Here is an 18,318-nt window from a genome sequence, read left to right as displayed (position 1 = left end):
TTACTCCTGCGGTCTGGGCGGGCATTCCTCGCCCACTACCGTGCCGTCATAGGCTTTCTCACCGCAATTGTTCAACGCGTGCCAGGCATAGCCCTTGCCGTCCTGCGTGACGGCCACAATGCGGTCTACGCCATAATGGATGTTCTTCGCGCCCATAAAGGCCCGCGCCTGCCCCGATTTCAGCGCATCCGCCAGCGCGATAGCGTCGTAGCAATCGAACCATCCCGGCGCGGTCAGCGGCTCAGGGCTATCTACCGCGACGAAACCCGCCATCTGTTCCGGCGTCAAATCGGTTTCAAAACAGGCCCGGTACCGGATCGGAGAGCTGTCAGCATCAATCGCCTGAAACGCGGAATAGCTGATTGGTTCCGGTGTATCGGACCCTGCCGCCAGCAGCACGACATCTTCACCCGGCTTTGGCTCAACTTCATAGTAGAACCCATAAACCTGCAGATAATACATGCTTCCGCCCGCCAGCAGGGCAGAAAACAGAAGGATCAACGCCAGAAGCTTTCCGGTCATTGTTTACGCAGCCTCTTTTATGTTCCGGGAAAATCGTTCAGGTTTCATATCGTTACGGGCAGATATAAGGCGAATAACATGGAAACCACCGTTGCCGTCGGATTTTTCGGAGCGCTGTTTGCGATCATGAACCCAATCACCAACCTGCCGGTATTTCTGAGCGTCACCCAGGACCTGCCCGCCGCCGATCAGCGCAAAGTCGCGCTGAAAACGGCGCTTTATTGTCTGATCCTCGGAGGCGCTTTTGCCTCGGTCGGCAGCCAGACATTGGGCCTGTTTGGTATCAGCGTCGACCATCTGCGTGTCGCGGGTGGTCTGGTCGTGCTGATGATCGGCCTGAACATGCTGAACGGCAACGAAAGCAGCTCGCATCACGGCACTGACGGGGAAAAGCAATCCTACCCCGCGCCCGAAACGGTCGCGTTCTATCCGCTGGCGTTTCCCATTCTTGTCGGCCCCGGCACGATCACGACGCTGATCCTCTATGCTCATCACATCAAAACTCCGGTCGAAGCCATTGCTTATGCAGGAGTATTCCTGATCGTCGTCGCCCTGCTTCTGGTCACATTCTGGAACGCAGCCTGGCTGGCCGAACGGCTGTCGGCCAACGCGCGCGTGATCATGAGCCGGTTCATGGGCATGATCCTGTCGGCCATCGCCATCAGCATGATCGCAGACGGCCTGAAGGCGCTGTTGCCCGGTCTGGCCTAGGCGCGGCATCAGACCTAGTACCCGGCCGCCTCGGTCTGCACGAACGCATCGGCGCATTGCTTGGCCAGCGCCCGGACCCGGCCGATATAGGCCTGCCGTTCGGTGACCGATATCACCCCGCGCGCGTCCAGCAGGTTGAAGATGTGGCTGGCCTTGATGCACTGGTCATACGCGGGATGCGCCATGATGATGCGCTTGCCGGTTTTTGGGTCGTCATGCTCCTGCGCCAGAATGGTGGCGCATTCGGCCTCAGCCTCTTCGAAGTGACGCAGCAGAACCTCGGTATTGGCCACGTCGAAATTCCAACGGGCGTATTCTTCCTCGGTTTGCTTGAAGATGTCGCCATAGGTCAAAGGACTCGGCGACTGAGGATCGTTGAACGGCATGTCCATCACGTGGTCGATGCCCAGCACATACATCGCCAGACGCTCCAGCCCATAGGTCAGCTCACCCGAAACCGGCGCGCAGTCATGGCCGCCGACCTGCTGGAAATAGGTGAACTGGCTGACCTCCATGCCATCGCACCAGACTTCCCAGCCCAGACCCCAGGCGCCCAGTGTGGGGCTTTCCCAGTCATCCTCGACAAACCGGATATCGTGCAGGTCCATGTCGACGCCAATGGCCTGCAGCGATCCCAGATATAGCTCCTGCAAATCCGGCGGGCTGGGTTTGATCAGCACCTGATACTGATAGTAGTGCTGCAACCGGTTCGGATTCTCACCATAGCGCCCGTCAGTCGGACGGCGCGAGGGCTGCACATAGGCCGCCGCCCACGCCTTGGACCCCAAGGCGCGCAAGGTGGTCGCCGGATGGAATGTCCCTGCGCCGACCTCCATGTCATAGGGCTGCAGGATGGCACAGCCTTTTGACGCCCAATAGGTCTGAAGCCGCAGGATAATCTCCTGAAATGAACGTGGTGCGCTGTTGGGTTCGGTCATGACATTTCCCTTGGACGCCCAAGCGCCCGGTTCCGGTGGGTTCGGCCCTTCCTATGCAAGGTGCCCGTGGGCGTCAACGGCCCTCTGTCACTGCGCAGCCACACCCAGAATTCCCCGTATTCCGGGCATGGCAATCCGTCGGCGATTCCGCGTAATCTGCGCCAAAGTGAAAACACTGCATAACACGGGCAGACAATGACACGCATATTTACGGTTATTACATTCTTTTTCCTCTTCGGCCTGCGCGCCGCTTTCGCCCAGCAGGACGCTGGCGTCTGGGTCCAGATCGAGGCGCAGCCCTCGCTGCGCGAGGCGCAGGAACGGGCGCAGTCCTATGCGAACAGCCTGCCCGACGTGAACGGGTTTCGCCTGAATTCCGGCTGGTATGCCATTGTTATCGGGCCCTATTTGCGCGACGACGCCGAGCAGGTTCTGCGCGTCTACCGGGCGGAACGTCAGATCCCTTCCGACAGTTTCATCGCCTTTTCCAACGCCTTGGGACAACAGTTCTGGCCCATCGGCGCCAACATCCTGAACCGAGGCGTGGTCACGCCCCCGGTCCAGCCCGACCCCCAGCCCGAGCAGCCTCAGGCGGGTCTGACCCTGCAAGACGCGGATGAGACACGCGCTCAGGCACTGCAAGGCGAACGCCTGCTGAGCGCGCAGGAACGTCGCGACCTGCAAACCGCGCTGCAGGCGGCCGGGTTCTACAACTCGACCATCGACGGCGCGTTCGGTCAGGGCACCCGGCGGTCGATGGCTGACTGGCAGCGATTCAACGGGTTCGATGCGACCGGCGTCCTGACCACGCAGCAGCGCAAAACCCTGATGGATGACTACAACGCGCCGCTGCTCAGCGCCGGGATGGCGCGGTATTCCGACCCGCAGGCCGGGATCGAGATGGATATGCCGCTGGGCGTTCTGGCCTTCGACCGCTACGAGGCCCCGTTTGCGCATTTCAAACCCACCTCCGATCTGGAGACCAAGGCGCTGTTGATCTCACAGGAAGGCTCTCCGGCAACTCTGCGCGCACTGTATCAGGTGATGCAATCGCTTGAGATCGTCCCGCTCGATGGTGAACGCGCCCTGCGCGGCAACAGCTTCACCATCGAAGGGCGCGGCAAAGGCATGGTTTCGTTCACCCAAGCGGCGTTGAAAGACGGCAAGATCAAGGGTTTCACTCTGGTCTGGCCCGACGGCGATGACGCCCGCCGCGCTCGGGTTCTGGCCGCGATGCGCGCCAGCTTCACCACCAATGATGCGGTCCTGGACGCCGGTGCCGGGGCGGATGCCGAACAGCGCATCGATCTGATGTCGGGCCTGCAGATTCGCAAACCCCGCCTGTCGCGGTCGGGCTTCTTTGCCGATACCAATGGAACGGTGCTGACCGTCACCGAGGCCGCCGAAAACTGCACCCGCATCACCCTGGACGGCGATCAGGAGGTTCAGGTTGCGTGGCAGGACGCCGATCTGGGTGTGGCCGTTCTGCGACCGAGCCAGAATTTGGCTCCGATCAGCGTTGCCGAATTCCGTCCCGATCAGCCACGCATTCAGTCACAGGTCGCCGTTTCCGGCTTTTCCTACGAAGGCGCGCTAGGTGCCCCAACCCTGACCTTTGGCGAGATCGCCGATATCCGCGGCCTGAACGGCGAAGCCGGCGTCAATCGCCTCGCATTGGCGGCTCAGCCAGGAGACGCGGGCGGGCCGGTCTTTGACGACAGCGGCAGCGTCGTGGGCATGCTGCTGCCCACCCCGTCCGACGGGCGCACCCTGCCCGGTTCGGTCAGCCTTGCCGCCAATGTGGACCGCCTGACCGAGGTTCTGACCAAGGCAGGCATCTCGGGACAGCCTGCGCAAGCCACGGCCCGAATCTCACCCAATGAGCTGAGCCGCCGCGCCAACGGGATGACCGTTCTGGTTCACTGCTGGGACTGAACTCTCAAGACCAACAAAATGGCGCTGCATCCGGGTGTGGCGCCTTTTTTGTGGGGCTGCGGGAGAAAGGGCGCAGGCACTACCCGCGCCAGAACTGAACCGTGAAAATGGCGTAGACGGCCAGCAGCTCCAGCCGCCCCACCAGCATACCGATGATCAACAGCCACTTGGCGCTGTCGTTCAGACCGGCGAAATTCCCTGCCGGGCCGATCTGGTCACCTAGCCCTGGCCCCACATTGGCCAGCGCCGTTGCGGCCCCCGACACCGATGTGATGAAATCCAGCCCGGTCAGCGCCAGCGCCCAGGACAGCACCCCCAACGACAGCACGAAGAACATGAAGAAACTCATAACCGAGGTCAGAACGTCCCGGCCAATCGCCCGCCCGTCATAGCGCGGCATGAACACCCCATGGGGAGAGCGGATGCGGCGGATCTGGGTTTTGATCGACGCAAACAGCAACTGATAGCGGAACACCTTGATCGAACACGCGGTCGAGCCCGCGCAGCCGCCGATCAGCCCGATCAGGAAAAACAGCATGATCGGGAAACTGCCCCAGCCCATATAGTCGACGCTCGCATACCCGGTGCCCGAGATGATCGATGTGATGTTGAACAGCGACTCGCGGAACGCCTGCTCCCAATGATGCGGAAAGACCGAGGTCAGGAACACCGACATGATCACCACCAGAACCGCGATGGTCGCCAGAAACGCCCTGATCTGGCTGTCTTTCCACAGCGAGCTTGTGTGGCCGTTGGCCAGTTGTACATAGCGCACGAAAGGCAGCGCCGCGAGGATCATGAAGACGGCGGCGGCATATTCCGTCGGCCCCGAAAAGCGCGCGAATGAGCTGTCGTAATTCGAAAACCCACCGGTGGCGATCGTGGTCATGGAATGTACGACCGCATCGAAGAAGTTCATGCCGAACCCGGCATAGACCAATGCGCAGACTACGGTAAGAAACACGTAGATCAGCGAAATCTGCCCCGCAATCTCCTGCGCGCGGGGCAGGATTTTCCCCATTGTCTCAAACCCTTCCGAGCGGAAGATCTGCATGCCGCCAACGCGCAGTTCAGGCAGGAACACCATGGCGACGACGATGATGCCGATACCGCCCAACCATTGCAGTACACCACGCCACAGCAGCAGGCCCTGAGGCAACTCATCCAGGCCCGAGATCACGGTCGAACCGGTGGTGGTCAGGCCCGACATCGCTTCGAAATAGGCATCGACAAAGCGCAGTTCGGTCTCGCCGAACAGAAACGGGATGGCGCCGAATACGGGCAGCGCCACCCAGACACCCGAGGTCAGCAAAAAGGTCTGACGAATGGTCAGCCCCTCGCCCACTCCGTTCGAGCAGCTCATCGCAAGAACACTGCCGGTCAACAACGTAATGACCGCGCTTTCAAGGAAAACGTGCCACTCGCCCCGCCCTTCGATCATGTCGGCAAGCATCGGCAGCAGCATGGTCGCCCCAAGAATGGCGACCAGCAGGCCAATCACATATCCGACCGGGCGAAGATCCATCATGACGGGCAGCGTTGGCGCGCCAGCCCGACGGTGTCAAGCAGATGATCCGCGTTACGTGTCGGATTTCGCGCTCGTGGTCGGCATCGCAGGCGGTTTCGACGGCGCGCGGGTGCGGCGTGCGGCAGGCGCGACCAGCTCTGCCGCTTCAGCGACGGCGGGTTTCTGAGGCACTGCCTTTACCGGCGCGGGTTTAGCCGTAACCGGATTGGCCGCTGCGGGTTTGGCAGCGGCAGGCTTGGCCGGTGCTGACTGCGCCGCTTTTGCGGTTGGCTTGGGCGTGGTCGCAGGCTTTGGCGCAGGCTTGGCAGCCACTGTGGACTTCATCGCGGCAACGGCCTTGGCCTCGGTCGAAACGGGTTTGGCGGCAGTCTTCGCCGGGGCCACCTTTGCCGCAGGTTTCGCTGCCGGAGCGGGTTTGGCGACCACAGACTTCGTCTTCGGAGCCACTTTCGCCTTCGGTGCAGCCTTGGGTTTCGCAGCAACCTTGGGTTTGGCAACCGCCTTCGGCTTCGCAGCCGCATTTGGCTTGGCAACCGGTTTCGCGGGCGCCGCCGCCTGTTTGCGCGGTGCTGCCTGGCGCGCTGCCAAGGCCGATGCCTGGCTCGCGGTCATCCCCTGCAGGGGGACCATCGGAAATTCAAACGCCGCGCGGGTCATGATCTGCATGACCTCCATCTGGCTGGCTATGGCGTATCCGGCCACACGAATGGCCGCTGCCTGAAACTCAAGCGGTTGAGAAATCGGGTTCATTTTAAGTCTCTCCTCATAGAACCGAGGCAGATGGAAGTAGAGTAACGCGCCCTGCCCGCCCGATTTGTTCGGTCGGGTTTGTTGTTTCGCAGTCCAAGGCGTCGCACGTCCCGGCTTCCTTTCGGGCTGCACTCCCCTTGAAATTGCGGGCGTGCAGCAGCTGCACTCGGGCGCAGTCTAACGCGAATCAGGAAGCGGATGCAGCATTTCTTGCTGCATTGCGGCAATAAAGCGCCAATGCGGAATTTTTGATCACTATTCCAGAAGTTTACGCGGGGTCAATCAGCCAACATGGAACAGCGTGGTGAACAAACGCGGGTCCAGACTGGCGGAATCAAAGGTCGAGCCCTCGGTCAGAATCGACACCGCATCATGGCTGTGCAGGCTCTCCTGATGGCTTGCGATCACACGGAAATCGCCGACGTGATGATCGGCCCGCAGCTCGGCGCAGAACAAACGCGCGGCGTCCTCGACAAAGATCGGATTGGCCGCGTTCAGTTCGGCAAAGGCCTGTTCATCCTCGCGCTTGACCATCACCTGCGTCTCGGTTGGCACCGCCCGGCGGCACAGCGCAATCAGATCCTCGAACCACAGACAGTCGGCATTGCGATCCACCACGACAGAGATTCGCGCCACCGAGCGCTGCGAATGCGGCGTCGCCAGTTGCCCGCGCGTGGCGCGCGCATGTTCGCTCAGTTCCAGCGAACAGGGGCAGGTCGAGGAATAGACATAGTCCAGATGCATGATCTTCAGACGCTCGCCGCCGCGTTCGACCAGTTCCATGGCGATGTCATAATACTGATAGCCCGACAGGCCCGAGCGCAGGCTTTCGATCCGGTCCGGATAGGAAAACCGCATCTGAATCCGCGCATCCAGACTGTCCAGATCGGACATATAGTCGTTCAGCGCCGCCTCCATCACCTCGAAACTGAAGGTGCGCTCGGCATGTTTGTAGAAGGACCGCATGATCCGGGACATGTTGATGCCCTTCTTCTCGGCCTCCAGGCTGACAGATCCGGTCACCGAGGTCTCAAGCGTCAGGTCCGCACCGTCCTTGCGATGGAACCGGATGGGCAGGCGGAAATTCGAGATGCCGACATGCTGAATCTGCTGCTTTGACCCCCGGATCAGGCTGGACGGGCCGTTTTGCAGATCCGGCAAGGTCGCCTTATAGACCGCATCAGCCTCGAACCCTTCGGGATACTCGCGCGACAGGGCCGGATAATTCGTCGGCAAAAGACCGGGAACAAGCTGCGCCACCGCCGGATCAAGCTGGCTGATTTCGGCAGCCGAGGCGTTTTTCGCCCATTCGCGCAGCAGCTTCAGCGCCGCAGCGGCCTGATCTTGATCAGGTGTTTCGTTGATATCGCGCGGATGAATGTTCATTGGCACGGATCCCTTGCTAGGCCGACGTTTATATACGACCGAGGTTTAATTACCAGTCCGGAACGATACGCGCGCAATAGCATCCCGGATGGGAATCAGTGGCAAAAAACCGTCATTTTTCGACTGAAAACGCCGGATCAGGCGGATCAATACCGCCTGATCATGGATTAGGGCCGTGTCTTCAGGCCTGCGACGCCGCCAGCGCGCGCTCGATATCCGCCAGCAGATCGCCCGCGTCCTCAAGGCCCACGGACAGGCGGATCAGGCCCGGCGTGATGCCAAGCTCATCGCGCTGCTCTTCGCTCAGGCGTTGGTGCGTGGTTGTGGCGGGATGTGTCGCAATCGACTTGGCGTCGCCAAGGTTGTTCGAGATCACCGGGATCGTCAGCGCATTGAGGAACGCAAACGCAGCCGCCTTGCCACCTTTGATGTCCAGCGACAGAACCGTACCGCCCTTGCCGCCCAACTGATCCTGCACCAGCGCGTTCTGAGCATGGGTCTTCAGACCGGGATACAGCGTCCGCTCCAGCGCCGGATGCCCCTCCAGCGCTTCGGCAATCTGCTGCGCGCTGTCGGCCTGCGCATTCACACGCAGCGCCATGGTCTCAAGCCCCTTGACCATGATCCAGGCACTGAACGGGCTGAGCGCGCCGCCAGTGTGCTTCATATAAGGTTCAACTGTGCCGCGAATGAACTCTTTCGTGCCGATGATGACACCGCCCAGCGCCCGGCCCTGACCGTCGATATGCTTGGTCGCGGAATAGACAACCACATCCGCGCCCTGCGCGATGGCGCGCGAAAAGACGGGCGTGGAAAATACGTTATCCACGATCACCAGCGCGCCCACCTCATGCGCCAGCAGCGCGACAGAAGTGATGTCGATCACCTCAAGCGTCGGATTGGACATGGATTCGAAGAAAACTGCCTTGGTGTCGGGCCGGATCGCTGCCTTCCACTGGTCCAGATCGGTGCCGTCCACGAACGTGACCTCGACGCCATAACGGGTCAGGATGTTCTCGACGATATACAGACAGGACCCGAACAGCGCCTTGGCTGAAACGATATGATCCCCCGCCTGCAGCATCGAAGTCAGCGCGCCATTGACCGCCGCCATGCCCGAAGCGGTCGCAAACGCATCCTCGCCCCCTTCCAGCGCCGCGATGCGCTGTTCGAACATCGACACGGTGGGGTTGCCATAACGGGCATAGATGAATTCATCCGGGCCGCTCTCGATAAACCGGGCTTCGGCTTGTTCAGCGTTCTCGTAAACGAATCCCTGGGTCAGAAAGATCGCCTCGCTGACCTCGTTATACTGACTGCGACGGATGCCGCCATGGACAGCTTGGGTGCGCTTGTTCCAGCTCTCGCTCATCTCAATCCTTTCAGCCTCGCTTAGTGAGGCAAACAAAAAACCCCAGACGCGGCCAAGCGAAAGGGGTCTTTCATCCTGACCTTTTAGCGGTGTTGTTTAGCGTGGCCCGCAATCCGGTAACAAATCGCCACGTATTGGGCATGCGTTTACGCCGCGTCCCGCATTTGGTCAAGGCCCGGAAGATATCGGTCACGCTTTCGTAACACAGCCGCGCGGCCCCTTGCCGAAACGCCGGAAACCCTCATGATCCCTGCAACCTGAGGAGATATCATGATTGATCTGTATTTCTGGCCCACGCCCAACGGCTGGAAAGTGTCCATCGCTTTGGAAGAGATGGAGCTGCCCTATGACACTCACCTGATCAACATCGGCAAGGGCGATCAGTTCGACCCCGAGTTTCTGAAGATATCCCCCAACAACCGCATGCCGGCCATCGTCGATCCGGACGGTCCCGGCGGCGCGCCCGTCTCGGTTTTCGAAAGTGGCGCGATTCTGATGTACCTCGCCCGCAAGACCGGTCGGTTCTACGGCGAAACAGAACGTGACCGTATCGCGGTCGAGGAATGGCTGATGTGGCAGATGGGCGGCGTCGGCCCGATGGCCGGTCAGGCGCACCACTTCCTGAAATACGCCCCGCAACTGGACCCGCCACAAGACCTGCCTTACCCGCAAGACCGCTACCGCACCGAAGTCGGGCGTCTTTACGGAGTTCTGGATCGCCGTCTGGCCGAGAACGAATATGTTGCCGGAGACTTCTATTCCATCGCCGACATGTCAATCTGGGGCTGGGCCAGCCTGTGGGAAGGCCAGCAACAGGTGCTGGAGGACAAACCGCATTTCACCCGCTGGCTGGACATGATGAGCGCCCGTCCCGGCGTTCAGGCGGGCCGCGCATTGCATGCCGAATTGCGCGGAGATCATCGGGACAAGCAGTCGCAGGGGGTTTTGTTCGGGCGCTAGTCGCTACCAAAATCCACTATCGGTATTCGAAACACCACTTTCAACAGTCGGGCCATATCCCGGTTGCTATTGTTTCGCTCGGTGATACCCTTCCGAAAAACACGCGGGCAGCCATGAGAATTATTTTCGTCTTATTAGTGGTTTGGGCCAATACTGCATTTGGGCAAACTTATCCCGACTATCAAAGCACGACCGTCAACGACTTTGCCAATTTGCTCAGCCCGTCGGACGAGGAGGCGCTAGCTGAGCAACTAGATGGGCTCAAACGCGAGACAGGGGTCGAAATGACCATCCTGACATTGCGCACTCAAGACGACTATGCCGACGGTCTGACTCTCGAACAATTTGCCACCGGGCTTTTCGACCACTGGGGGATCGGCGACGCTTCTCGAAACGATGGTGTGCTTGTGATGGTCTTGCGGGATGACCGGGCTATGCGAATCGAGCTTGGCGCCGCCTATGGGCGCGACTGGGATCACGCCGCGGAACGCATTGTTGACACGCAATTCCTCCCGGCCTTCAAAGCAAACAATTATGCAATCGGGATCAAGGTCGGCACCACGGCTATCATAGATCAGATCATACAGCCTTTTCGCACTGGAGAGGCCGCACCCGCCAAGAAAACAAATGATGATCCAGGTCTCTGGATATTTGGCCTCTTTGCCATGATGATTTTGATGCTCAAAGGCCGCAATTTCATAAGTGATGGTCTGGTACGATTTCGAACCTGCCCAAAATGTGGGAACCGCAGTCTGCGCCAGAGGCGACGCATCACACTCTCCGCAAGTACAACTAGGGCCGGTTCGGGCATTCGCCGGATCGAATGCCTAAAATGCGATTACGCTGAAGAAACCAGCTACTATATCCCTCAGGTTTCCAAAAGCTCAGGCGGGGGAGGTTTCGGCGGCGGTCGATCTGGCGGCGGGGGCGCATCCGGGCGCTGGTAGCACACATCAGGCAAATTCGTTTTCTCAGTGTCTCCCTGCAATCGCGTGGCCAGACACGTACACTAGGCCTTGCCAAGGCCGCAAATTTCCAAACGCGACAGTCCAAGTCGCAATTCCCACTAGAAACACCTAACTCCCTTCACTAAGAAAGCTCTCGAACATCGCAAAAGGAAGACGCACGCAATGGCAAAGATCACCTATGTCGAGCACAGCGGTACCGAACATACAGTCGACGTCGCCAACGGGCTGACCGTTATGGAAGGCGCCCGCGACAACAACATCCCCGGCATCGAGGCCGATTGCGGCGGCGCTTGTGCCTGCTCTACCTGCCACGTCTACATCCATCCCGACTGGGTCGAGAAAATCCCGGCCAAGGACGACATGGAAGAAGACATGCTGGACTTCGCCTACGAGCCCGACCCGGCCCGTTCGCGCCTGACCTGCCAGATCAAGGTCTCAGACGCGCTGGACGGTCTGGTCGTACAGATGCCGGAAAAACAGATCTGATGCACTCCAAAGCGCCGCGTCTGCCCGCCCGCCTGTGGCAAAGTGGGACACGCGGCGCACTTGCGGCACTGTGCTTGTGGATAGCTGGGGCTAGCGTTGCCTCGGGTGCCGACACGATCACATCGGCTCACTTCAGTGATCCAACCACACGCTATGCGCACGGCGTGCTGGGCGACGACATCGAATACGGCTCGCTCGTAATTACAGTCAACAATTCTGCCGTGGCAAAGGATAATTACACCGGTCGGGTCGAACAGATAATCGAACCCTTCTCCAAACAGTCTGTCATCACAATAAGCCTGCCTGACGACCGTGTATTCGAAGATCTCGAACCACGACTTGTCGACATCGATCAAAACGGGACAACCGAAGTTATCGTTGTTGAATCACAACAAGATACCGGCGCACAACTGGCCATCTACGACGCGCGCGGCGTCAAAATCGCCGCCACCCCACATATCGGCACCCGCAACCGCTGGCTCGCCCCAATCGGAGCCGCCGATCTCGACGGCGACGGCCATGTCGAGATCGCCTATATCGACCGCCCGCACCTCGCCAAAACCCTGCGCATCTGGCGCTACGAAAACCGAGACCTCACCGAAATCGCCACAATCCCCGGCCTGACCAATCACAAGATCGGAGAGGATTTCATCTCAGGCGGCATACGCAAATGCGGCAAGCGCTCGGCCCTCGTCCTCGCAAGCGCCGACTGGTCCCGCGTTATCGGTGTTTTCTACAAAGACGGCTGGCAAACCACTGATCTCGGCCCACTCAGGCACCGCAAGGATCTCAGCGCAGCTCTGACCTGCTGATCCGCTCTTCATCTGGCCAAAAATATCCCGGGGAGCGCGAGGGGCAGCGCCCCTCGTACCCCAAAAAATAGAGACGGGCGCAGCCCGGCAATCAGATCACAGCGCCCGCCAACCGATGTCGCGCCGATAAAACCCTTCGGGCCAATCGACGCCCTCCACCATCGCATAGGCCCGATCCCGCGCCGCCTGCAACGTTTCCCCACGCGCGGTAACGTTCAGGACACGGCCACCCGAGGCTACAACTTGCCCGTCCACCGCCTTGGTCCCGGCGTGAAATACCATGTTGCTGCTGTCTTCCGGCAACGCATCCAGCCCAGAAATGACCGATCCCTTCTCATAGGAGCCCGGATACCCGTTCGCGGCGATCACAATGGTCATCGCATGATCGTCTGCCCAGTTCACGCGGGTCTCGCTCAACCGACCTTCGGCGGCGGCATGCATCAGGTCCATGGCCTGCGCACCCAACCGCATCATCAGCACCTGACATTCCGGATCGCCAAAGCGCACGTTGTATTCCACCAGCCTCGGTTGACCCTCCTTGATCATCAGACCGGCATACAGCACCCCCTGAAACGGCATGCCGCGCCGTTTCATTTCGGTCATGGTCGGACGGATGATCTCGTCCATGGCCCGCGCCTCAATCTCGGCGCTCAGCACCGGGGCTGGAGAGTACGCGCCCATGCCACCGGTGTTCAGCCCGGTATCGCCCTCGCCCACGCGCTTGTGGTCCTGCGCGGTGCCGATGGACAGGATGTCTTCGCCGTCACACAGCACGAACAAGGACGCTTCTTCGCCCTCCATGAACTCTTCGATCACCACTTCGGCGCCGGCACCACCAAAGGCACCGCCGAACATGTCATCGATGGCCTCCAGCGCGGTCTGTTCGTCCATGGCGACGATCACGCCCTTACCTGCGGCCAAGCCATCGGCCTTGACCACAATGGGTGCCCCCTGCTCGCGGATATATGCCTTGGCCGGGTCAGCCTCGGTAAACCGTGCATAGGCCGCGGTCGGCGCGTTGGCGGCGTCGCAGATTTCCTTGGTGAAGCTTTTTGAAGCTTCAAGTTGCGCAGCGGCGGCGGAAGGCCCAAAGACCAGCACACCCGCCTCGCGCAGACGATCCGCAACACCCGCCGCCAGCGGTGCCTCAGGGCCAACGATCACGAAATCAATCGCGTTTTCCTCGGCAAAGCTGACCACCGCCCCGCCATTTTCAATATCGAACGCGGCGCAATCTGCGATCTGCGCGATCCCGGCATTGCCCGGCGCCACGATCAGACGGTCGCATTTGGGGTTTTGCATCACCGCCCAGGCCAGACTGTGTTCGCGCCCCCCGCTGCCGAGAATAAGGATGTTCATGACTGCTCTCCGATCTGCTTGGCCTCGCCTTCGCGGCGTTCTAAGCTGGGCAGGCATTTGACACAAGGCGCTGAAATGTCCGACCTGCTAGACGACCCCATTCCCGGCCAGAATACACCCGAATACACCGTCTCGGACATATCCGGAGAGGTTAAGCGCATGCTGGAAGGCACCTTTGGCCGAATCCGCGTCCGCGGCGAAGTTGGCCGCGTGTTCAAAGCCCGCTCGGGGCATTTGTATTACGACATCAAGGATGATCGGAACGTGCTGGCCTGCACCACGTGGAAAGGCCAGATCTCCGGATTGTCCGTGGTTCCCGAAGAGGGGCTCGAAGTCGTCGTCACCGGTCGCCTCACCGCCTTCGGGGCGCAATCGAAATACAACCTGAACGTCGATGAGGTCGCCGTCGCCGGACAAGGCGCGCTGATGGCGCTGTTGGAAAAGCGCAAGAAACAGCTCGAATCCGAAGGCTTGTTCGCTCTCGAGCGCAAGAAACCCCTACCCTACCTGCCGCAGATCATCGGGGTCGTCACCTCGCCTTCTGGCGCGGTGATCCGCGACATCCTGCACCGCCTGCGCGACCGCTTTCCCCGCAAGGTGCTGATTTGGCCCGTCGCCGTCCAAGGCGCGAATTGCGCCCCCGAAGTCACCCGCGCCATCGAAGGCTTCAACCAGCTCACCCCGGGCGGAGCCCTTCCCCGCCCCGACCTAATCATCGTCGCGCGCGGGGGCGGTTCGATCGAAGACCTCTGGGGCTTCAACGAAGAGGTCGTGGCCCGCGCCGCCGCCGCCTCGACCATCCCGTTGATTTCGGCCGTGGGGCATGAGACCGATACGACCCTGATCGACTATGTCTCGGACCGACGCGCCCCGACCCCCACCGCCGCCGCCGAACTGGCGGTGCCCGTGCGCATGGAACTGCTGGCCTGGACCAATGAACAAGGTGCCCGTCTGTCCCGTGCCGCCACCGACGCCGTACAGCGGCGCAGCCAACGCCTGCGCGACCTCTCTCGCGCCCTGCCGCGCGCCGAGACATTGCTAGACACGCCACGCCAACGGCTCGATCAGGTGGCCGAGCGTTTGCCCAACGCCCTGATCCGGGGTGTTCAGAACCGCCGGGTCAAACTGTTGGACACCTCGGCGCATCTGCGCCCCTCGACCCTGCGTGGACTGGTCGAAACCCGCCGCGACCGCTGGCGCAACCTGTCATCGCGCCTGTCCCTGCGTCCAATTCAACGCGAGTTGGAGACCCGCCGTGAGACGCTGAACCGCCTGTCCGAACGTCTGAACACCGCCCAGACCACCCGCCTGGACCGCCTGCGCCAACAATTGGACGCCACCGACCGTTTGCGCGAAACACTCAGCTACAAGGCGACGTTGGACCGTGGTTATGCCGTTGTTCGTGCCGGGGATCAGGTTCTGACCCGCAAGGCGCAGGCCGAGCAGCATACAACCCTCGAGATCGAATTCGCCGACGGCACGCTCAGCACTGGTCAGAGCGGCACTATCAAATCCAAGCAGCGCCCGCCCAAGCCACCCACACCGGATCAAGGGTCCCTGTTCTGACCGATGCTGACGATCTGGGGCCGCAAAACATCTTCGAACGTGCAGGCGCTGATGTGGTGCGTTGGCGAATTGGAACTGGAATACCAACGCCATGATGTCGGCCACAGATTCGGCGGGCTGGACAGCCCCGAATTCGGCAAGCTCAATCCGAACCGGACCATCCCGGTGCTTCAGGATGGCGACACCTCTCCCCTGTGGGAGACGGGGGCCATTCTGCGCTATCTCGCATCCCGATATGGCGATGACGGGTTCTGGCCTTCGGATCTCGTGCAACGTGCTGAGATCGACAGATGGGCCGAATGGGCAAAGATCAACGTCGCGATGGGTTTCACCGTGCCGGTCTTCTGGCAGGTCGCACGCACCGCTCCGGCCCTGCGCGACGATGCCCGGATTGCACAGGCGGTTTCGTCTCTGGACTCCCGGCTGGCCATCGCGGATGCGCAGCTGTCCCGAACCGAGTATCTGGCAGGCCCGACCCTGACGCTGGCCGATATCCAGCTAGGTCACATTCTGTTCCGGTATTACGATATCGATATCAGGCGCGCAGCGCTCCCTGCCTTACGCCGCTACTACGAGGCATTGACCCGCAGGCCCGCGTTTCAGCGTCACGTCATGATCAGCTATGACGAGCTAAAACTCGCAGGCCCCTGATCTCAGACCCCGATCTCCGGCCCATAGCAAAGCATCTCTTCGCCAATGTCTTCAGCCTCATAAAGCTCGGTTGCCGTCGGGTCCCCTTCGAACTGCGCAATCAACCCACCCCCGGATTCGGTAAAGACCCAGCATTGCGGGTCCGGCCGGTCTTCGTACAGGAAACAGATCTGACCGTCGCGCTCGTACCAGACTCCTTCCTTGCAATCACCATCCAGAAACGACCAGATGACGCGGCGGTTGGACAGATACCGTTCGACCCCATAGGCCTGACCGTCAAACCCGTAAAACAAGGTTTTTCCACGGGTATAGGCATCAAACTCCGCCCCCGACAAAGGCGATTGCGCCGCAGCAATCTGCGCCCCAAGCGCCAGCAGAATCATCGACAATCTGATCATGCCCACATTCTGTCAGATGCCGCCCGCCTGCGCCATTCACCCTTTCGCGCGGCCTCCGCCACGTCACATCTTGATGCATCCCCGAAACCATGGCGACATGCGCGTAAACCCACGGGGACAAATGATGCCGACACTCCTGTTCTGGGCCGCAGCCGCCTGCGCGCTGGCCTACATGCCCCTCACCGCCCGTGCCGCCGGGGGGCTGCGCACCCTGCTGAAAACCGCTTCTGTCGCGCTGCTGGCCCTCGTCGCAGGGCTCACGGTCGCGCCCTGGCTGCTGATCCTTGCGCTCGCGCTCTGCGCTATCGGCGATGCCCTGCTGTCACGCGAAACCGAGACCACTTTCATGGCCGGGATCGCCGCCTTTGCTGCAGGGCACCTGGCCTATATCGCGCTGTTTCTGACCCATCCGGCCAGCGACCCGGGCCTGATCCTGACCCAACCGGCGATCTTCTGGTCCCTGCTTGTACTGGGCATCATCATGGCCACCCTGCTCACCCCCCGCGCAGGCGCGCTCAAAGGTCCCGTCCTCGGCTATATCCCGATCATCCTCGGCATGGGCATTGCGGTTCTGACCCTGCCCGAGGCAAGCGCATTACGCTGGGCCCTGCCCGCTGCGCTGGCCTTCATCGCCTCGGACCTGATCCTAGCGACCGAGAAATTCCTGCTGCCCGCCGATCACCCAGCCCTCAGGCTGACACCCTATATGGTCTGGCCGCTTTACTGGGGGGCGCAGGCCGGGTTCCTGATCGCCTTCATTGGACCCTTTGCAACTGCCGCAATTCCGCATTAGGTGGGGGGAACACCTGCGGAGACCAAGACATGGCGTTTTTCTCAAAGCTCAAGGACAAGCTGTTCAAATCCTCCTCGCGCCTCGAACAGGGGCTGGACGCGATTGTCGAGGATGGCGGCGAGGAAACAACGCCCGACCCGGTGATCCCCGAGCCGCAGCCCGAACCGCAACCGGTGCCCGAAGTTCCATCCCCGGCGCCAGAGCCTCAACCGGTCGAACCGCCCGCACCGATCCCTGCCGATCCCACACCAGCACCGCCGCCGCCCGAGGTTCCCGAATCCAAGGGGCTGCTGGGCCGCCTGTTCAGCCGCAGCGACACCCAAGCCGTTGTCCGCCGCACGCTGGATGACGACATGCTGGAACAGCTCGAAGAGCTTCTGATCACCTCCGACATGGGCGTCGACACCGCCCTGCGCGTTACCTCCAACATGGCCGAGGGGCGCTTTGGCCGCAAACTCTCGACCCAGGAAATCAAACAACTGCTGGCGCAAGAGGTGGCCCGTGTGATGGAGCCTGTGGCCAAACCGATGCCGATCTACCCTAAGCGCCCACAGGTGGTGCTGGTCGTGGGCGTCAACGGCTCGGGCAAGACCACCACCATCGGCAAGCTGGCCAGCCAGTTCAAAGCGGCGGGCAAGAAAGTTGTCATCGCCGCCGGAGACACCTTCCGCGCCGCTGCCGTCGAACAACTGCAGGTCTGGGGCGACCGTGCAGGCGTGCCCGTCCTGACGGCCCCCGAAGGTTCTGATCCCGCCTCGCTGGCCTTCGACGCCCTGACCAAGGCGCAAAACGAAGGCGCCGATCTACTGATGATCGACACCGCAGGCCGCCTGCAAAACCGCGCCGACCTGATGGAGGAGCTGGCCAAGATCGTCCGCGTCATCCGCAAGGTCGACGATACCGCCCCGCACAACACGCTGCTGGTGCTGGATGCCACCACCGGCCAGAACGCGCTCAGCCAGGTGGAAACCTTCCGCAAACTGGCCGATGTCTCGGGCCTCGTGATGACCAAGCTGGACGGCACCGCCAAGGGCGGCGTCCTCGTGGCGCTCGCCGACAAGTTCGGCCTTCCGATCCATGCCATTGGCGTAGGCGAACAGATCGACGACCTCGCCCCCTTCGATCCGGAAGAATTCGCCGCCGCTCTGACCGGCCTGCAAACCTGATCCGCCCTTCATCTGGC

Annotated in this window: 18 protein-coding genes and 1 riboswitch; of the genes, 10 read left to right on the top strand and 8 right to left on the bottom strand. The window is 61.1% G+C overall.

The features are described from left to right. On the bottom strand, nucleotides 1-522 hold the full coding sequence (locus ACR0K9_RS03365; RefSeq protein ID WP_480820768.1) for a DUF6446 family protein: 522 nt from the start codon (nucleotides 520-522) through the stop codon (nucleotides 1-3). 78 nt (nucleotides 523-600) lie between these two features. On the opposite strand from ACR0K9_RS03365, the gene ACR0K9_RS03360 reads away from it, so the two are divergent. Continuing rightward, nucleotides 601-1,233, top strand: a complete 633-nt coding sequence (locus tag ACR0K9_RS03360) for a MarC family protein (protein WP_480820766.1) — start codon at nucleotides 601-603, stop codon at nucleotides 1,231-1,233. Nucleotides 1,234-1,247: 14 nt separating this feature from the next. Here ACR0K9_RS03360 and ACR0K9_RS03355 read toward each other — a convergent pair whose 3' ends face one another. Beyond that, complete coding sequence (locus tag ACR0K9_RS03355; RefSeq protein WP_480820764.1) at nucleotides 1,248-2,171, bottom strand: glycine--tRNA ligase subunit alpha; 924 nt, start codon at nucleotides 2,169-2,171, stop codon at nucleotides 1,248-1,250. Nucleotides 2,172-2,366: 195 nt separating this feature from the next. Here ACR0K9_RS03355 and ACR0K9_RS03350 point away from each other — a divergent pair, with 195 nt between their 5' ends. Continuing rightward, nucleotides 2,367-4,106, top strand: a complete 1,740-nt coding sequence (locus tag ACR0K9_RS03350) for a serine protease (RefSeq protein ID WP_480820762.1) — start codon at nucleotides 2,367-2,369, stop codon at nucleotides 4,104-4,106. A 79-nt stretch (nucleotides 4,107-4,185) separates the two neighbouring features. Here the strand turns inward: ACR0K9_RS03350 and ACR0K9_RS03345 are convergent, their stop codons facing one another. The 4 genes from ACR0K9_RS03345 to metZ form a co-directional block, all read right to left on the bottom strand. Next, on the bottom strand, nucleotides 4,186-5,634 hold the full coding sequence (locus ACR0K9_RS03345; RefSeq protein WP_480820760.1) for a TrkH family potassium uptake protein: 1,449 nt from the start codon (nucleotides 5,632-5,634) through the stop codon (nucleotides 4,186-4,188). Between the two features lie 51 nt (nucleotides 5,635-5,685). Further along, nucleotides 5,686-6,384 carry a hypothetical protein gene (locus ACR0K9_RS03340; RefSeq protein ID WP_480820758.1) on the bottom strand — a complete coding sequence of 233 codons (699 nt, stop codon included), beginning with the start codon at nucleotides 6,382-6,384 and terminating at the stop codon, nucleotides 5,686-5,688. Between the two features lie 282 nt (nucleotides 6,385-6,666). Next, a complete protein-coding gene (gene folE2, locus ACR0K9_RS03335) occupies nucleotides 6,667-7,770 on the bottom strand; it encodes a GTP cyclohydrolase FolE2 (protein ID WP_480820756.1) in 1,104 nt (367 codons plus the stop codon). A gap of 181 nt (nucleotides 7,771-7,951) precedes the next feature. Further along, the gene (gene metZ, locus ACR0K9_RS03330; protein WP_480820754.1) at nucleotides 7,952-9,142 is read right to left on the bottom strand and encodes an O-succinylhomoserine sulfhydrylase; all 1,191 of its coding nucleotides are present in this window, start codon (nucleotides 9,140-9,142) and stop codon (nucleotides 7,952-7,954) included. 63 nt (nucleotides 9,143-9,205) lie between these two features. After that, nucleotides 9,206-9,283, bottom strand: a riboswitch (SAM riboswitch). Between the two features lie 129 nt (nucleotides 9,284-9,412). On the opposite strand from metZ, the gene ACR0K9_RS03325 reads away from it, so the two are divergent. The 4 genes from ACR0K9_RS03325 to ACR0K9_RS03310 all read left to right on the top strand — a co-directional run bounded on the left by ACR0K9_RS03325 (nucleotide 9,413) and on the right by ACR0K9_RS03310 (nucleotide 12,368). Further along, nucleotides 9,413-10,102, top strand: a complete 690-nt coding sequence (locus tag ACR0K9_RS03325) for a glutathione S-transferase N-terminal domain-containing protein (RefSeq protein WP_480820752.1) — start codon at nucleotides 9,413-9,415, stop codon at nucleotides 10,100-10,102. A gap of 113 nt (nucleotides 10,103-10,215) precedes the next feature. After that, on the top strand, nucleotides 10,216-11,049 hold the full coding sequence (locus tag ACR0K9_RS03320) for a TPM domain-containing protein (RefSeq protein ID WP_480820750.1): 834 nt from the start codon (nucleotides 10,216-10,218) through the stop codon (nucleotides 11,047-11,049). A gap of 183 nt (nucleotides 11,050-11,232) precedes the next feature. Then, complete coding sequence (locus tag ACR0K9_RS03315) at nucleotides 11,233-11,556, top strand: 2Fe-2S iron-sulfur cluster-binding protein (RefSeq protein WP_480533068.1); 324 nt, start codon at nucleotides 11,233-11,235, stop codon at nucleotides 11,554-11,556. Beyond that, nucleotides 11,556-12,368: an FG-GAP repeat domain-containing protein gene (locus ACR0K9_RS03310; protein ID WP_480820748.1), complete on the top strand. Its 813-nt coding sequence runs from the start codon at nucleotides 11,556-11,558 to the stop codon at nucleotides 12,366-12,368. The genes ACR0K9_RS03315 and ACR0K9_RS03310 overlap by 1 nt, the downstream gene beginning before the upstream one ends. Nucleotides 12,369-12,464: 96 nt before the next feature. Here ACR0K9_RS03310 and purD read toward each other — a convergent pair whose 3' ends face one another. Then, nucleotides 12,465-13,727 (bottom strand): phosphoribosylamine--glycine ligase, encoded by a 1,263-nt coding sequence (gene purD / locus ACR0K9_RS03305; protein WP_480820746.1) that lies wholly within the window; start codon nucleotides 13,725-13,727, stop codon nucleotides 12,465-12,467. A 75-nt stretch (nucleotides 13,728-13,802) separates the two neighbouring features. Between purD and xseA the strand changes: the two genes are divergently transcribed. Together xseA and ACR0K9_RS03295 are read left to right on the top strand one after the other, a co-directional pair. Next, nucleotides 13,803-15,293 (top strand): exodeoxyribonuclease VII large subunit, encoded by a 1,491-nt coding sequence (gene xseA / locus ACR0K9_RS03300; RefSeq protein ID WP_480820744.1) that lies wholly within the window; start codon nucleotides 13,803-13,805, stop codon nucleotides 15,291-15,293. 3 nt (nucleotides 15,294-15,296) lie between these two features. Next, nucleotides 15,297-15,944: a glutathione S-transferase family protein gene (locus ACR0K9_RS03295; RefSeq protein ID WP_480820742.1), complete on the top strand. Its 648-nt coding sequence runs from the start codon at nucleotides 15,297-15,299 to the stop codon at nucleotides 15,942-15,944. A gap of 2 nt (nucleotides 15,945-15,946) precedes the next feature. Here the strand turns inward: ACR0K9_RS03295 and ACR0K9_RS03290 are convergent, their stop codons facing one another. After that, nucleotides 15,947-16,342 carry a hypothetical protein gene (locus tag ACR0K9_RS03290; protein WP_480533078.1) on the bottom strand — a complete coding sequence of 132 codons (396 nt, stop codon included), beginning with the start codon at nucleotides 16,340-16,342 and terminating at the stop codon, nucleotides 15,947-15,949. A gap of 124 nt (nucleotides 16,343-16,466) precedes the next feature. On the opposite strand from ACR0K9_RS03290, the gene ACR0K9_RS03285 reads away from it, so the two are divergent. Both ACR0K9_RS03285 and ftsY read left to right on the top strand, forming a co-directional pair. Continuing rightward, on the top strand, nucleotides 16,467-17,135 hold the full coding sequence (locus ACR0K9_RS03285) for a lysoplasmalogenase (protein WP_480820740.1): 669 nt from the start codon (nucleotides 16,467-16,469) through the stop codon (nucleotides 17,133-17,135). Nucleotides 17,136-17,164: 29 nt separating this feature from the next. Further along, nucleotides 17,165-18,301, top strand: coding sequence for a signal recognition particle-docking protein FtsY (gene ftsY, locus ACR0K9_RS03280; RefSeq protein WP_480820738.1), 1,137 nt, complete (start codon nucleotides 17,165-17,167; stop codon nucleotides 18,299-18,301). Nucleotides 18,302-18,318 lie beyond the last annotated feature (17 nt).

It is taken from the genome of Ruegeria sp. L12 (assembly GCF_056531745.1).
Note: the sequence above shows the minus strand (reverse complement) of the source record. Positions and strands in the feature narration are given on the sequence as shown.

What these genes read in the sequence shown, in the direction of transcription:
- metZ (WP_480820754.1), bottom strand. Translation starts at nt 9,142, where the DNA reads ATGAGCGAGAGCTGGAACAAGCGCACCCAAGCTGTCCATGGCGGCATC.
- ACR0K9_RS03345 (WP_480820760.1), bottom strand. Translation starts at nt 5,634, where the DNA reads ATGATGGATCTTCGCCCGGTCGGATATGTGATTGGCCTGCTGGTCGCC.
- ACR0K9_RS03355 (WP_480820764.1), bottom strand. Translation starts at nt 2,171, where the DNA reads ATGACCGAACCCAACAGCGCACCACGTTCATTTCAGGAGATTATCCTG.
- ACR0K9_RS03350 (WP_480820762.1), top strand. Translation starts at nt 2,367, where the DNA reads ATGACACGCATATTTACGGTTATTACATTCTTTTTCCTCTTCGGCCTG.
- ACR0K9_RS03315 (WP_480533068.1), top strand. Translation starts at nt 11,233, where the DNA reads ATGGCAAAGATCACCTATGTCGAGCACAGCGGTACCGAACATACAGTC.
- ACR0K9_RS03295 (WP_480820742.1), top strand. Translation starts at nt 15,297, where the DNA reads ATGCTGACGATCTGGGGCCGCAAAACATCTTCGAACGTGCAGGCGCTG.
- ACR0K9_RS03365 (WP_480820768.1), bottom strand. Translation starts at nt 522, where the DNA reads ATGACCGGAAAGCTTCTGGCGTTGATCCTTCTGTTTTCTGCCCTGCTG.
- ACR0K9_RS03285 (WP_480820740.1), top strand. Translation starts at nt 16,467, where the DNA reads ATGCCGACACTCCTGTTCTGGGCCGCAGCCGCCTGCGCGCTGGCCTAC.
- ACR0K9_RS03290 (WP_480533078.1), bottom strand. Translation starts at nt 16,342, where the DNA reads ATGATCAGATTGTCGATGATTCTGCTGGCGCTTGGGGCGCAGATTGCT.
- purD (WP_480820746.1), bottom strand. Translation starts at nt 13,727, where the DNA reads ATGAACATCCTTATTCTCGGCAGCGGGGGGCGCGAACACAGTCTGGCC.
- xseA (WP_480820744.1), top strand. Translation starts at nt 13,803, where the DNA reads ATGTCCGACCTGCTAGACGACCCCATTCCCGGCCAGAATACACCCGAA.
- ACR0K9_RS03340 (WP_480820758.1), bottom strand. Translation starts at nt 6,384, where the DNA reads ATGAACCCGATTTCTCAACCGCTTGAGTTTCAGGCAGCGGCCATTCGT.
- ACR0K9_RS03320 (WP_480820750.1), top strand. Translation starts at nt 10,216, where the DNA reads ATGAGAATTATTTTCGTCTTATTAGTGGTTTGGGCCAATACTGCATTT.
- ACR0K9_RS03310 (WP_480820748.1), top strand. Translation starts at nt 11,556, where the DNA reads ATGCACTCCAAAGCGCCGCGTCTGCCCGCCCGCCTGTGGCAAAGTGGG.
- ftsY (WP_480820738.1), top strand. Translation starts at nt 17,165, where the DNA reads ATGGCGTTTTTCTCAAAGCTCAAGGACAAGCTGTTCAAATCCTCCTCG.
- ACR0K9_RS03325 (WP_480820752.1), top strand. Translation starts at nt 9,413, where the DNA reads ATGATTGATCTGTATTTCTGGCCCACGCCCAACGGCTGGAAAGTGTCC.
- ACR0K9_RS03360 (WP_480820766.1), top strand. Translation starts at nt 601, where the DNA reads ATGGAAACCACCGTTGCCGTCGGATTTTTCGGAGCGCTGTTTGCGATC.
- folE2 (WP_480820756.1), bottom strand. Translation starts at nt 7,770, where the DNA reads ATGAACATTCATCCGCGCGATATCAACGAAACACCTGATCAAGATCAG.